Annotated in this window: 12 protein-coding genes; 4 read left to right on the top strand and 8 right to left on the bottom strand. The window is 52.4% G+C overall.

Annotated features, from left to right (window positions below; genetic code table 11):
* Together G3I67_RS12210 and G3I67_RS12205 are read left to right on the top strand one after the other, a co-directional pair.
* Positions 1-2,286 carry a xanthine dehydrogenase family protein molybdopterin-binding subunit gene (locus G3I67_RS12210; RefSeq protein ID WP_163655736.1) on the top strand — a complete coding sequence of 762 codons (2,286 nt, stop codon included), beginning with the start codon at positions 1-3 and terminating at the stop codon, positions 2,284-2,286.
* Positions 2,267-2,551, top strand: a complete 285-nt coding sequence (locus G3I67_RS12205; protein WP_163655734.1) for a ubiquitin family protein — start codon at positions 2,267-2,269, stop codon at positions 2,549-2,551. Before G3I67_RS12210 ends, G3I67_RS12205 begins: the two co-directional genes overlap by 20 nt.
* 113 nt (positions 2,552-2,664) lie before the next feature.
* On the opposite strand, the gene G3I67_RS12200 is transcribed toward G3I67_RS12205, so the two are convergent.
* The 8 genes from G3I67_RS12200 to G3I67_RS12165 form a co-directional block, all read right to left on the bottom strand.
* A complete protein-coding gene (locus tag G3I67_RS12200) occupies positions 2,665-3,798 on the bottom strand; it encodes an ABC transporter substrate-binding protein (protein ID WP_203583644.1) in 1,134 nt (377 codons plus the stop codon).
* A 65-nt stretch (positions 3,799-3,863) separates the two neighbouring features.
* Positions 3,864-4,580 carry an ABC transporter ATP-binding protein gene (locus G3I67_RS12195; protein ID WP_203583650.1) on the bottom strand — a complete coding sequence of 239 codons (717 nt, stop codon included), beginning with the start codon at positions 4,578-4,580 and terminating at the stop codon, positions 3,864-3,866.
* The gene (locus tag G3I67_RS12190) at positions 4,573-6,309 is read right to left on the bottom strand and encodes a branched-chain amino acid ABC transporter ATP-binding protein/permease (RefSeq protein WP_163655730.1); all 1,737 of its coding nucleotides are present in this window, start codon (positions 6,307-6,309) and stop codon (positions 4,573-4,575) included. The genes G3I67_RS12195 and G3I67_RS12190 overlap by 8 nt, the downstream gene beginning before the upstream one ends.
* Entirely contained in the window at positions 6,306-7,190 is an 885-nt protein-coding gene (locus tag G3I67_RS12185; protein ID WP_311197109.1) for a branched-chain amino acid ABC transporter permease, read from the bottom strand. The genes G3I67_RS12190 and G3I67_RS12185 overlap by 4 nt, the downstream gene beginning before the upstream one ends.
* 170 nt (positions 7,191-7,360) lie before the next feature.
* Positions 7,361-7,681, bottom strand: a complete 321-nt coding sequence (locus G3I67_RS12180) for an NIPSNAP family protein (protein ID WP_163655728.1) — start codon at positions 7,679-7,681, stop codon at positions 7,361-7,363.
* A 52-nt stretch (positions 7,682-7,733) separates the two neighbouring features.
* Positions 7,734-9,446: an N-acyl-D-amino-acid deacylase family protein gene (locus tag G3I67_RS12175; protein WP_163655726.1), complete on the bottom strand. Its 1,713-nt coding sequence runs from the start codon at positions 9,444-9,446 to the stop codon at positions 7,734-7,736.
* Positions 9,447-9,530: 84 nt separating this feature from the next.
* Positions 9,531-10,991 carry a M20/M25/M40 family metallo-hydrolase gene (locus G3I67_RS12170; RefSeq protein WP_163655724.1) on the bottom strand — a complete coding sequence of 487 codons (1,461 nt, stop codon included), beginning with the start codon at positions 10,989-10,991 and terminating at the stop codon, positions 9,531-9,533.
* Positions 10,992-11,129: 138 nt separating this feature from the next.
* The gene (locus G3I67_RS12165) at positions 11,130-13,352 is read right to left on the bottom strand and encodes a malate synthase G (protein WP_163655722.1); all 2,223 of its coding nucleotides are present in this window, start codon (positions 13,350-13,352) and stop codon (positions 11,130-11,132) included.
* A gap of 146 nt (positions 13,353-13,498) precedes the next feature.
* On the opposite strand from G3I67_RS12165, the gene G3I67_RS12160 reads away from it, so the two are divergent.
* A complete protein-coding gene (locus G3I67_RS12160; protein WP_163655560.1) occupies positions 13,499-13,870 on the top strand; it encodes a hypothetical protein in 372 nt (123 codons plus the stop codon).
* The gene (locus tag G3I67_RS12155) at positions 13,871-14,782 is read left to right on the top strand and encodes an alpha/beta fold hydrolase (protein ID WP_163655720.1); all 912 of its coding nucleotides are present in this window, start codon (positions 13,871-13,873) and stop codon (positions 14,780-14,782) included. It begins immediately after the preceding gene.
* Positions 14,783-14,801: the final 19 nt, after the last annotated feature.

Raw genomic sequence — 14,801 nt, 5'->3', positions numbered from 1 at the left:
ATGCTGACACAAACCAAAAACGTCGCCAAGAAGTTGAAAGTTGTTGGAACCAGTCCGATTCGTCCGGATGGTGTGCCCAAAGTGACCGGTCTTGCACAGTATGGTGCGGACTATTCATTGCCTGGCATGTTGTGGGCCAAGGTCTTGCGTTCACCCCACGCTCACGCCAATATTCGCTCGATCAATACCGCCAAGGCGTTGGCTTTGCCCGGCGTGAAGTGCATCATCACCGGCCCGGATTTGCCTGAGCAAAAATTCGGTTATCAGGGACCAGATCGTGTAGCCGTCAATTACTGGCACATGACTCGCAACATTCTTGCACGCGAAAAGGTGTTGTATGAGGGACATGCTGTTGCTGCGGTTGCCGCGACCACGCAAGAGATTGCCGAGCAGGCCCTTGGGTTGATCGAAGTCGATTACGAGGTGTTGCCGCATGTGATCGATGTGGATGAAGCCATGGCAGAAAACGCGCCTTTGCTCTTTCCCGACATGATCACGCGTGACGTCGAGCCTGTACCAACTAAACCCTCCAACATCGCCAAGCGCACAGAGTTTTCGATCGGTGATCTTGCCGCAGGTTTTGCGTCAGCCGATGAAATCGTCGAGATGAGTTTCAAGACCGCGCCTGTTCACCAAGGCTATATCGAACCACATGCTTGTTTAGCTCGCTACGGAGCGGATGGCCAGGCCGAGCTGTGGTCATCGAGTCAAGGTCATTTTGTCGTGCGCGGTTACACCGCAAAGTTGCTGAACATCAACCTGGCTAATTTGCTGGTCCATCCTGCCGAGATTGGTGGTGGATTTGGCGGCAAGACGGTGGTGTATGTCGAACCGATTGCCCTCGAACTTTCTCGTCGCGCCGGTCACCCCGTTAAATTGCAGATGTCGCGAGAGGATGTATTCAAGGCTACCGGTCCGACTTCGGGTGCATCCATGACGGTCAAAATCGGCGTCAAGAAGGACGGCACTATTGTCGCTGCTGACGGTTTGTTCAAGTTTCAGGCTGGTGCATTCCCGGGGTCCCCGGTAATTAACGCAACAATGTGTTCGTTTGCGCCTTATGAAATCCCCAATGTGCGTTCAGTAGGATACGACGTCGTTTGTAATCGTCCTAAATCTGCCGCTTATCGTGCTCCGGGATCGCCTATTTCGGCTTTCGCCGTGGAAAGCGTGCTTGATGTGCTGGCGCACAAGATCGGAATGGATCCGATCAAATTGCGACTTAAAAATGCTGTCAAGGCCGGTTCGCCCACATCATGGGGACCGAAGCATTCCCACGATGGTTATGCCGAAACACTTAAGGCGTTGCTCGACCATCCCGAATACAACAAGCCATTGGGCAAGAATCAGGGGCGTGGCGTTGCTTCCGGTTATTGGTTCAATGGCGGTGGCGAGTCGACAGCCAGCGTACACATCAACGAAGATGGATCGGTAGCGATCGCCACAGGCAGTATGGACGTTGGTGGTTCGCGCGCGTCGATGGCATTGATGGCTGCCGAAACACTGGGCATCAATTACGAAGATGTGCGATCGACTGTGGCTGACACGGCAACGATCGGGTACAACCATGTGACGGGCGGCTCTCGTGTGACATTTGCCACCGGTAAGGTGGTCGTGGAAGCTTGCGAGAAGATTATTGATGAATTACGTTTGCGTGCCGCACTCATGTGGGATGTGGATGTGACCGGTGTGATCTGGGAAGATGGATATGCCAAGCCGGCAGACAAGAGTGTTGGTGATTTCGCTCCACTCTCGCTCAAGGAAATTGCGGCTAAAAAGGCCGTGACGGGTGGACCGATCGGCGTTGAAGCTTCCATTAACGCAAGCGGTATGGCACCGGGATTCGCGTCCCAGTTCGCCGATGTCGAAGTGGATCCTGAAACCGGTGCTGTCAAGATTCTTCGTATCGTCTGCGCACAGGATGTGGGTCGTGCGATTCATCCCAAGTATGTTCAGGGGCAGATACACGGTGGCGTCGCGCAAGGTATCGGTTGGGCTCTGAACGAGGAATATATATACGACAAGAATGGCCGTCTGGCCAACGCAGGTTTCCTGGATTACAGGATTCCGGTTGCCTCCGACCTTCCCATGATCGAAGCGCTGATTGTTGAAGTGCCTAACCCGAATCACCCTTATGGTGTCAAAGGAGTTGGTGAGGCTAACATCGTTCCGCCCATGGCTGCGATCGCCAATGCGATCAAGGCCGCAACGGGTTGTCGCCTGACCGAGCTGCCTATGTCGCCGCCACGGGTGCTTGCCGCGATCGATGCGCATAATGGTCGTTGAGTCTGTCCCCGAAAGTTCGATCCGGGTCGTACTGCTAGGCGGTTTTAGCCGGGCGTGGACTAACGGGGTCAAAGAGTTCACCGTTCACGCGAAAAGCGTGCGCGGTGTTCTCAACGCCATGGATAAGATGTATCCGGGAATGGGCGAAGCGCTGGAAGAAAATGCCAACATCGCGATTAACGGCGTGATTCACGAAGTGGTGTATACCGAACCCGTTCCTCCCGGAAGTGAAGTGTTTTTTATTCCCCGAATCGAAGCGGGTTAATAAAAGCAATCGGACAATCCAACGGCTGGAACAAAAAATGGCCCGTGATTCATTATGAATCACGGGCCATTCGTTTGAAGAATCAGGCAGTCAAACCGCCTGATTCATGATGCTTATTTCTTGGAAAAATCGATGTGTTTGTCAAACACAATCTTGCCGCCTACGTTTTTGACAATGTTGTAGCCATGCAAGCCATCGCCATTCTTGTCAAAATTGTAGGTGCCTTCTACACCCTTGTATCCTTGAATGGCATGCAATGCCGCTTTGATCGCGTCTGGCTTGGTGCTCTTGGCGTTATTGATTGCCATGGCGTAGAGCTTCACTGCGTCGTATGCCCAAGCTGAATACAAGTCGGCTTCGACTTTGTATTTGGCTTTATATTTATCGGCATATTCTTTAGTCACAGGGCTTGAATCGACCGCGTAATCCGCAATCGAGTAGGTGCCGTGAAGCGCATCACCCGCGAGTTTCATGGCGGTATCGGTCGACAGTGATGGCGATCCAACCCAGATGGCCGACACACCGAGCTGTCTTAACTGTTTAGCGAAAATGCCCACATCGGTCGAGTTGGCGATATAGCTTGATACGATATCCGCACCGGACTGTTTGATGGCCAGCACGATCGGAGTGAAGTCTTGCGAGTTGCTGGTGAACCCTTGAATCGTGACCGGGGTGATGCCCATGGCCTTGAGTGCTTCAACCAGATTGTTCTTGCCGCCATTGCCGAATGCATCGGTCGAGTGGACAATCGCCCATTTCTTGAGCTTCAGAGTGTTGACGCCATAGTCGGCGATCACTTTAGCCGAGTAGCCGTCGTTAGGACGCGCGCGGAATATCCAGGGATTACCAGCCATGGTCAGGCCCAGATCGGTGCCGCCGACAATCATCGGCAGACCTGCTTTTTTAACGGTGGGTGATACGGCCTGGATTTGCGTACTGCGAACTGATCCGATGAGCGCAGCGATATCGCCACCGCTGGTCAGTTTTGAAATCGCAAGCACGGAGCCGGGATTTGTACTCTGATTGTCTTCAGTTTTTAATTCGAGTGGACGTCCGAGCACGCCTCCTGCTGCATTGACTTCCTCGATGGCCATTTTGGCGCCGTTAACCTGATAGATGCCGGCCTCGGCATTTGGTCCCGTCGTCTCGGCCATCATGCCGATTTTGATCGGATCCGCGGCATGCGCATTGATGCCCAGTGCAATGAGTGCAGCCGCAGCGCCTAACGAAAATAATTTAGTTTTCATGCTTATGTCTCCTGACTTGCTTTTAAACTTCAATCAGATGGTGACTACGTTAAAAAAGAATGCAATCAATGACCGCCGCCAAGATATGCTGAGCGTACCTCCTCGTTATTCAATAATTGTTCGGGCGTTCCTTCCACAGTAAGATTGCCGGTGACAAGTACATAGCCCCGATCGGCAACAGACAGCGCCATGTTCGCATTTTGCTCGACCAGCAAAATTGTCATGCCTCGCTCGCGGATTTTTCTGATGGTCGCGAACAATTGCTGAACAATCAAAGGCGCCAGACCTAGCGATGGTTCGTCCAATAAAAGCAGTTTTGGTTTTGACATCAGTCCACGTGCGACCGCGAGCATTTGCTGCTCGCCTCCGGATAGGCTCCAGCCCAGCGCGTTGCGCAAGCGTTCGAGTGGAGGAAAAATTTCGAACATTTCCTCGACTTCATTTTCTAGTTCCTTGCGCCCAACGTTTTTACGGGCCGAACTCCCGATCATGATATTTTCGGTGACAGTCAGGCCGGGAAAGATTCTCCTACCTTCGGGCACATGCGCGATTCCGCGGGCTACGACTTTTTCCGAGGGTACATTCAGAACAGTTTGACCATCGAAAATAATATCGCCGCTGGTGACATTGACAAGCCCCGAGATGCTTCGAAGCGTCGTGCTTTTGCCGGCACCGTTCGCCCCGAGCAGAGTGACGATTTCACCCTGATTGACGTGCATCGAGATGCCTTTGAGCGCCTGAACATTACCGTAGTAGCTTTCGACATTTTTAAGTTCAAGCAGCGCCATGTGAGCTCTCCCCCAGATAGGCAGTGATGACATCCGGATGGCGCAACACATATGACGGTTCGCCTTCGGCGATTTGTTTGCCAAAGTTCAGGCAGGTGATTTTGTCGGATACTTGTTCGATCAGGCCGATGTCGTGTTCGATCAGGAAAATGGTTAATCCGTGTCCACGCAACCTCTTCAACAAGTTAGCCAGTTCCTGTTTTTCGGTTTGATTCAAACCGGCCGCCGGTTCATCGAGCAGCAGAAACTTGGGATGACCTGCAAGGGCTCGGGCGATTTCAACGAGTCGCTGATGGCCGTATGGCAGATTTTGTACGATCACCTCGGCATTTTCGGCCATGCCGACGAACTTGAGCGCCGACAGTGCGCGTTCGCGTAATGCAGCTTGACCGGATTCGATCGGATTGTTTTCCCGTTGAGCGCCAACCATTACGTTTTCGACAACAGACAGGGCCGGAAACAGGCGAATGTTCTGGAAGGTTCTTCCCATGCCGAGGCCGGCGCGCTCGAAAGGTGCTTTGTCCGTTATGTCCTGGCCATCGAATAGCATTTTTCCGATAGTCGGTTTGTAAATTCCGCTCAGGACGTTCAAGGTAGTCGTTTTTCCCGAACCGTTCGGGCCGATCAGAGCATGAACAGTGCCGCGTTCGACTGCCAGCGTAATCCCATCGACCGCTTTAACCCCGCCAAAGTGTTTTTGCACATTATCCAGAATCAGGATTGGTTCGGGGTTGGTGATTGGCACCGTAACATCCAGGTCGGCGATGGTGTTCAAATCTATAGTTGGTTGTTTCTTGAACTTGGCCACGCGGGCGCTGATCAATCCCCAGATTCCGGTTGGCAGAAACACCATGATCAGGATCACGGCCAAACCATATGCGGCCAGATAAATTTCTTTCAGGAATCTGAGCCATTCCGGCAGCAAGATCAAAAGGCCTGTACCAAGGACTCCGCCAAATGCCGACTGAGATCCGCCTAGCAGGACCATGGTCAAAAATTCGATCGAGCGGGCGAAGTTGAAGTTATCAGGACTGATATAGGCGAAGCCAGCGGCATAGAGTACGCCACCAAGCCCCGCCAGACCTGCGCTGATGGTGAACGCAATGACTTTTACCTTGAGGCTATTGACACCGCTGACCTCGGCCGCCAGTTCATTTTCCCGGATCGCGCGCATCGCGCGACCAGTACTTGTTTGTGGCAGTTTCCAGACAAAATAGATTGCGGCATAGAGCACGACAGCACAGAGAAAGAGATAGTCTCGATCGTCCGTGAGTGCGAAGCCGAACAGATGTGGGCGTTCAATTCCGGCGATACCATCTGGGCCACGAGTGAAGTCGATCCAGTTGTTGAGCACCAGGTCGAAGATCTGCTGAAAACTGATCGTGATCATCGCCAGGTAATGACCCTTCAATCTTAAGGTGGTTAATCCCAGGATAAATCCGGAAAGCGTTGCAACGCCGATGCCGAGTATGAGCGTGATCCAGAAATTCATACCGCCATCGACCGTACCAAGTCCGACGACGTAAGCACCCAGTCCGAAGAATGTGGCCTGAGCCAGATTGATCTGACCGGTGTAGCCTAGAACGACGGTCATCCCCAGAACGGCGATTGAGTAGGTAGCCGCTTGCATGAAAATATTCAGCACATAGGGAGAGATCTTGAAGAAATAGGGGATGATGGCAAGAACGATCCCAAGCGCGAGTAGTGCGATAATCTTTTTCATGCTTTCTCCGATATCTTTTCACCGAAAATGCCTTGTGGTCTCACAAGCAAAAAGATGAAGAGCAAGAGAAAAGCGAAAGCGTCCTTGTACGGTACCGAAATGTAATGGGCACCGAAACTTTCGACTACACCAAGCAAAAGTCCTCCGACAATTGACCCGGTTACGTCGCCAAATCCACCGATGACCGTTGCGGAAAACGCTTTGAGAGCGATGATCGATCCCATTCCGATCGAAACGAACAGAACCGGGGACACTAGAATGCCGGCCACGCCACCCAGAATCGCGCTGTAGATGAAAGTAAATGCAATCATGGTGGCAACGGGGATGCCGACCAGTCTGGCCATGTCTTTATCCTGGGAAGTTGCCTGCAGTTTTTTGCCGAACAGTGTTCGCTCGAAGAGAAAATATTGGAAGGCGACCGCAATCGCTGTAACACCCAAAATAGTCAGGTATTGCGTATCCATAAATACGCCACCGATTTCGATGCCTGATGTTTTAAAAACTTTCTCCATCGGCCTGGGTTGAGGGCCGAAAAAATAAAGCACGATGTTTTGCATGAATATCGAAGCACCAAGGGTGCTGATGATCACGGGAAGATAATTACGGTGGCGTAAAGGGTAGTAGACCCCCAGGTTGAAAATCAATCCGAATATCCCCATGGCGACAAGGGCGCAAGGGATTGCGATCCAGTAAGGTACGCCTGTGGCCAGAAAAGCGACCATCGCGAATCCGCCAAGCATGGCGAAATCGCCTTGAGCGAAGTTCACGACATTCGTAGCCCGAATGATCAGGACAAAGCCGAGTGCGACTAGTGCATATATTGATCCGAGCGCAAGGCCGGAAAAAAGCACTTGAAAATTGATCACAATAAAATCAGTCACCTTGTCTCCCGTTTGAATTACTTTTTATAAGCTATCGGTCATTATTTTTTTTTATTATCAATGAAAATGACTTTAAACAACCATCTTGAATACGAGGGTTTGCCCTGAATTGCCCGTGACGGCATCCCGAAAAAAAAACGACGCATATTGCGTCGTCATTTTTAAGCTGGTTAAAGGTTTGGTCCCCAAGGTGCGCCTAGCAGTATTTTGTTTTCCTGTTTTTGCAGAAGCGGGCGCAATTGCCTGGCGAAATTCATGAAAGCAGGATCGTTGAATACACCGGCCCAGAATGCGCGCCGGTCGGCATCATCCTTGAACTTCCATAGGTGGACGATTTGATTCAATGCACCAATATCACCCGTGAAATAGCTGCATAGACGATCAGGGTGTTTTGATAGCGCGGGCCATCCTTCACTTTGATACAGTGCGATCACATCGTTCATTTTTCCGACCGTGACCGTGTAGGTTCGCAGTTCATAAATTGCCGTCATTTTTTATCTCCTTTTATATTTATGTATCAGATCGGTTTTGACCTGTTTCCTTTCATAATGATTGAGCACCTCGAATCAAGCGCCCCGGAAGTTCTCCGGTCGCTTGACCGTTGCGATAAGTGACAACGCCCGAGACAATCGTTGCGCGATAGCCATCCGCACGTTGTCCAAGTCTGCGCCCGCCGGCAGGTAAGTCATATGTGATTGTCGGACCATGCAGATGCAAGTTTTCGAAATCGATAATATTGATGTCAGCCTTATAGCCGGGCTTGAGTAGCCCGCGATCGTTCAGTCCAACGGTCGCCGCGGTATCTTGTGTTTGCATCTTGATCAGTAGTTCAAGAGGGATTTTTTCTCCGCGCGATCGATCTCGCGCCCAGTGGGTCAGCAGATACGTTGGAAAACTTGCATCGCATATAAAACCATAATGGGCACCACCATCGCTTAAGCCCGGCACAGTATCCCGATCCATCAGCATTTCGCGCAAGACATCCAGATTTTTCTCGAAGTAGTTGTATAGAGGGCGGTACAGCATCGATTTGCCGTCATTTTCGAGTAGATAGTCGTAAGCATATTCGGCGGCCGATACGCCGGCTCGCGAGGCGAGTGCCGCAAGACTGTCTTCGGGTTTGGGTTCATACTCTGGCGGGTCGCCCAATTTGTAGAGATTTTCGAAGTTCGCAACGCGACGCTTATACATTTCTTCGTGATGCTCTTCGGCCAGAATCGCAGCGCGCACCTCAGGGTCACGTAGTTTGGTCATCCTTGCCTCATGAGGCAAATCTTTCAATGCCTCATAAGAAGGCAGTTGCGAAAACGGGCATAAAGTCAGCGCAAAACTGAATATCAATGCTACCGGACGGGCTCCGCATTGCGCTTTCATTTTCAAGCCGGCATCGGTGGCATCGTGCATGTGTGCCATCACACGGCGCCAGCGATCCGGCAGATGCTCATGCTGCAACAGCGTGAGCGACAAGGGACGTCCCGATTGTTCGACGATTCGACGCAGCATGGCAAATTCGGCATCGACGTCATCAAAGTCTGTGACCAGCTGCAAAGTCCCTTTGCCGATTTTTTTCAAGCCCATGGCAATTCCGGCGAGTTCTTTCTCGGCCGCACCAAGTGTGGGGGTGTGCATGCCATCGCTGCTTTTGTGCAAAATTGTTCGAGAGGTACTAAAGCCAAGCGCCCCGGCCTCGACCGCTTCAGCTGCGATTCTTGCCATGGTTTCGATGTCTTCGTCGCGAGCGGGTTCACGAGCTGCCCCCCGGTCGCCCATCACGTGAATACGCAGAGGGGCATGACCGATTTGGGTGGCGATGTCGATATCGTAGGATCTTGCATCCAACGCATCCAGATATTCCGGAAAGCTTGACCAGTTCCAGGGCAGGCCCTCTTGCAATACGGCACCTGGAATGTCTTCAACCCCTTCCATGAGTCGCATCATGATGTCGCGATGCTCTGGATTGCAGGGGGCAAAACCAATGCCACAGTTGCCCATCACCACCGTGGTGACGCCGAGTTGCGATGAGGATGCAACTTGATTGCTCCAGGTAACCTGGCCATCGTAATGCGTATGTATGTCTACAAATCCAGGCGTGACGAGTAATCCTTTCGCGTCGATTTCCTGATCTGCCGTGCCGGTGACAACACCGACCTGATCGATTTTTCCATCGACAATCTTGATGTCTCCAGTGAACGCAGTGTGACCGGTTCCGTCAACGATAGTGCCGCCGCGGATAATGAGTGTGCTTGGTTTAGTCATGATTTTTATATTTAATTTAGTTTGTTGTTGAGTATGTCTCCGTCACCGGCTGCTTTCCCCCCGCAGCCGGTTGTCACTGCTGTCTCAAGGCATCTGAGCGATCACTTGAGCGACAGCCGCAGTAAGTTTTTTAGCATAAGGAACATGTAAAAACTCATTGGGACCGTGGGCGTTGGACTTTGGACCCAGTACACCGCAGACCATCATTTGCGCGGTCGGAAATCCTGCGCTCAGCAAATTCATCAGCGGGATTGTGCCTCCCTGTCCGATGTAGCCGACCGGAGCGCCAAAATGGGCGCGACTGGCGTCATTGAGCGCCTGTTCGAACCAGGGTTTGGTCTCGGGGGCATTCCATCCGCTTGATGCGCTTGCACCCTCGAAAGTCACTTTTGCCTGATAGGGGGCGTTGTCTTCCAGCAGTGTTTTAAGTTGTTGCACAGCTTGGTCTGCATCGATTAGGGGGGGAAGCCTGAGGCTTAGCTTGAACGCAGTGTAGGGACGCAAAACGTTTCCGGCATCTTTCAATGCAGGAAAGCCCTCAGCACCAGTCACGCTAAGCGTTGGTTTCCATGTTCGGCGAATCAGCGCCTCCACCGGGTCGAGCGTAGTCGGTAACGCAAAAAGCGTCGAGCCACCGCAGTCGTGATGCGCCCAGGGGAAGCGTTTATAGATTTCTTCGCCGAGAATGCCCGCCGTGGCTTGCGCTTGCGCTAATCGTTCAGCGGGAACCTCGCAATGGAAGCTGCCGGGGAGCAGTCGCCCCGTTGCGCTATCTTCAAGGCGGTCCAGTACCTGACGCATAATCCTGAAACTGGATGGGACGAGCCCGGAAGCATCTCCCGAGTGAATGCCTTCAGTGAGAATTTCGACTTTTAATACCCCCGAAGCCATGCCGCGCAGGCTGGTCGTCAGCCACAGTTGATCGTAATTGCCGGCACCACTGTCCAGGCAGATAACCAGGCCTACATCGCCCATTCGCGCACGAAGCGCATCGACATAAGGCAGCAGGTCGGGCGAACCACTTTCTTCACAGGTTTCGATGAGGCCGACTATGCGTGGATGCTCGACATTCTGGTGTTTGAGCGCCTGGATGGCCGTAATGGCTGCGTAGGCGGCATAGCCATCGTCTGCGCTACCGCGGCCATATAACTTGCCATCAATGTATTTGGGAGTCCAGGGGCCCAATCCAGCACGCCATCCGTCGAATTCGGGTTGTTTGTCCAAATGTCCGTACATCAGTACTGTTTGACTGTTTTGCGCAAGCGCTCGGGTGGACTGCACCTCGAAAAATAAAACTGGCGTACGGCCTGGCAAGCGAATGATTTCCAGTTTCAGTCCAGTCACGTTTTGCGCTTCTATCCAGCGAGCGGCGCGCTCGATCACGGTATCGAGCAATCCGGTTTTCGCCCAGTCGGGATCAAAGGCGGGGGATTTGGCCGGAATCTCGATATATTCGCTTAACTGATGAACAAGATCATTGTCCCAGACTTGGCTGACTTCAGAGAGGACTTGCGCGGTATCTAGATTCGGAACTCTTGCGTTCATGGTTTGTCCTTGCGGCGAATTGATTCTGATTGCCTTTTTTGCGGCTGGTGTTTTCGATTATTTATTGTTTTATCACTAATTCGGGCAAAAAAAATAATGGCACCGCAGGTGCCATTATTTTCATGAAAAGTCGTTGTATCAAACGCCGGCTTTGACCTTCAGGCGCCAAGCATGCAGTAAGGGCTCTGTGTATCCACTAGGTTGAACCAGACCTTTGAACACCAGGTCACAGGCGGCCTTATATGCAGAAGATGAGTCAAAATCGGGGGACATCGGTTTATAAAGCGGGTCGCCGGCATTTTGTCCGTCGACAACCTTGGCCATGCGCTTAAAGGTTTCGTTGACTTGGGCTTCTGTGACAATGCCGTGCAGCAACCAGTTGGCGATATGCTGGCTGGAAATGCGTAATGTGGCGCGATCTTCCATGAGTCCGACGTTGTGAATATCCGGAACTTTGGAGCAGCCTACACCTTGATCGATCCAGCGGACAACGTAGCCTAGAATACCTTGTGCGTTGTTATCCAATTCTTGCTGAATTTCAGCTGGGGTCCATGTCGGTTTGACAGCCACAGGCACTTGGAGGATTTCATTCAGGAGACGATCGATTTCCGTCTTGGCATCCACTTTTTCGAGATCTTTCTGGATATCCGATACGCTGACCTGATGGTAGTGCAGGGCATGCAACGTGGCTGCCGTCGGTGAAGGTACCCATGCCGTATTGGCCCCAGCCTTGGGGTGGGCGATTTTTTGTTCCAGCATGGCTGCCATTAAATCAGGCATGGCCCACATGCCCTTGCCGATTTGCGCACGGCCGCGAAGTCCGCACGACAGTCCGGTCAGTACGTTGCTACGTTCGTATGCCGACAACCAGGCGCTGGATTTCATGTCGCCTTTGCGGATCATCGGGCCTGCGTGCATGGCAGTGTGCATTTCGTCGCCGGTGCGATCGAGAAAACCTGTATTGATGAATGCGACGCGAGCACTAGCGGCATGAATACAGGCTTTGAGGTTTACGCTGGTACGGCGTTCTTCATCCATGATGCCAAGTTTGACCGTATTGGCCGGCAATCCGAGAACCTGTTCAACGCGACCAAACAACTCGTTGGCAAATGTCACTTCGGCAGGTCCGTGCATTTTTGGCTTAACCAGGTAAACCGAACCGGTACGCGAATTTCCATAGGCGTGATCCTTGGCACGTTTCAGATCGTGCATGGCGATGGTGACAGTGACCATCGCATCCAGGATTCCCTCGAAAATCTCGTTGCCGTTGCCATCGAGAATGGCAGGGTTGGTCATCAGATGGCCGACATTTCGCAAAAATAGCAATGAGCGACCATGTAGTGTCACGACCCCATTTTTGGCATCGACGGCACCGACCCCAGCTGTGTAAGAACGATCCTTATTCAGCGTGCGATCAAATGTTTTTCCGTTTTTGGTGACGCTTTCGACAAGCGTGCCCTTGAGAATGCCCAACCAGTTGCCATAAGCGAGCACTTTATCGTCGGCATCGACCACGGCAACCGAATCTTCCAGATCGAGAATGGTGGATAGCGCAGCTTCGATGACGATGTCATTGACGCCCGCGGCATCGTCTTTGCCGATTCCTTTGGAGTTGTCGATCTGGATATCGATGTGCAGCCCATGATTGGCCAGTAACACGGAAGACGGCGCTGCCGGCTGGCCTTGATAGCCGATGAATTTGTTTTCATCGACGAGGCTTGTGTGATTGCCGTCTTTTAACGTGACGAATAATTTGCCGTTCTGGACGCTGTAGTGCGTTGCATCCGAGTGCGAGCCTTTCACCAATGGCGCAGCCTGATCCAGAAACTTTCGACCGAATGCAATGACTTTGGCGCCGCGAATCGGGTTGTAGCTTTTGCCGTCGGCAGATGATTTCGTCGCACCGTCGGATTCAGGGATGGCATCGGTACCGTATAGTGCATCGTAAAGCGAACCCCACCGTGCATTGGCGGCATTTAGTGCATATCGCGCATTCAATACGGGCACGACGAGCTGCGGTCCGGCTTGAAGCGCAAGTTCCGCGTCGACGTTTGTCGTGGTGGCGGTCGCATCAGCCGGAACGGGTGCAATGTAGCCGATGGCTTCTAGCATGCTTCGATAAGCGGGCATGTCCTTGATCGGTCCCGGGTTGGCACGATGCCACTTATCCATTTCGACCTGTATGCGATCGCGTTCAGCCAGAAGCGCGACATTACGGGGTGTCAAGTCGTGGACTAATGCATCGAAACCTTTCCAGAAAGTTGAGCTGTCGACACCCGTACCCGGAAGAACACTGTCTTCGATAAATCGATAGAGTACAGTTGCGACTTGAAGGCGATGACATTGAGTGCGGGCAGTCATGTTGTTTAATCCACGTATGAACGAATTGTTGAGTATTTTACTAATATTTAAACTATTAAAAGATTTTTTATGTCGTAGTCTGTTTAGCGTATTCGATGTGTATGATCTGAAGAATCATTCATGAAGTTCTTTCACATGGAGTTGTTATGAAATTTGTCAAAGTGGTTGTCAAAATCGTCCCCGTTTTAGGTGCGGTTTTTTATGCGGGGCTCACGACTGCACAAACTGTTTACTGCACCAGCCCCGGGCTACCGGTTGGGTGTGTTGTACGACCAGCCAATGTTGGCGCTCCTGGGGTGGGTGTTTTACCCGGCCCCGGCGCTGGGGCACCAGGCCCGGGAGTCGCACCCGGAGTCGGAGCGCCTGGAGTCGGTGGGCCTGGTGCTGGAGCTCCGGGAGTGGGCGTCGCGCCTGGTGCGGGTGCAGGTGCCGCTGGCCCCGGCTTGAAACGCGCAGGCCCCGGAGCGGATGGTGCGGCCAATCGTGGTGGTCCGGTCGATCGCGCTGGTGTGCGGTAATTGGAACAAAATCAGCAAGGCTGGTTGGATGTCGGGCGTGGCCACGGCATCCACTGGCAATCCAGCGGCAACCCTGACGGCGTGCCTGTAGTTTGGCTGCATGGTGGTCCGGGCAGTGCCTCAAGTCCTGCGCATCGAAGGGTCTTCGACCCATCGTATTTTCATATCATCCAGTTTGATCAGCGCGGTTGCGGCAACAGCCGTCCGGCAGGTGAGTTAGAACATAATCGTACGTCCGACCTGGTTTCAGATATTGAAAAGCTCCGACATTTTCTCGGCATCTCAAGCTGGAATGTCGTAGGGGGATCGTGGGGAGGCGCACTTGCACTTGCCTATGCGCAGCAACATCCTGAGATGATTCGCCATTTACTGTTGCGCAGCACTTTTTTGTGCAGTGTGCATGAAATTGATGCCTTCATGAAAAGGCCACCCGAGTCATGCCGTGAAATATGGTCGGATCTGATGGCTCATGTTCCTGCGACCGGGGAAGACTTGCTCGGGTATGGCTATAGGGTGTTTTGCCTGGAAAATAACAAGCTGGAGCAGGCCGCGCTGGCACTTGCCTGGGCGCGCTATGAATCTGCACTTAATGCATATCCAATGACTGCTCCGGACTTTGAGTTGACTGTAGGCGATTCCCTAGTTTCACGTTACCGCGTCCAGTGCCATTATCTGAGGCATGGTTGTTTTACGACACGCGAGGCTTTGCTTGATCCTAAAGCATTGCAAGGATTGGATGCTGTGTTGGTTCACGGTATCAATGATGCCGTGTGCCCTTACGAAAACAGTCTGGCGATCAAGCGTGCAATGCCGCAAGCCAAACTTGTCGGCATACCTGATTGCGGTCACGATCTCACGCATCCGGCGATGTTTGCGGCTGTGACCCGGGCGATCGCTCAGTGGCAAAAATAGAGGCTCGTCTTTATGACGA

It is taken from the genome of Sheuella amnicola (assembly GCF_010499255.1).
GTDB lineage: Bacteria > Pseudomonadota > Gammaproteobacteria > Burkholderiales > Burkholderiaceae_B > Zwartia > Zwartia amnicola.
The sequence above is the reverse complement of the archived record's forward strand: the minus strand, read 5'-3'. Positions and strand labels throughout refer to the sequence as shown.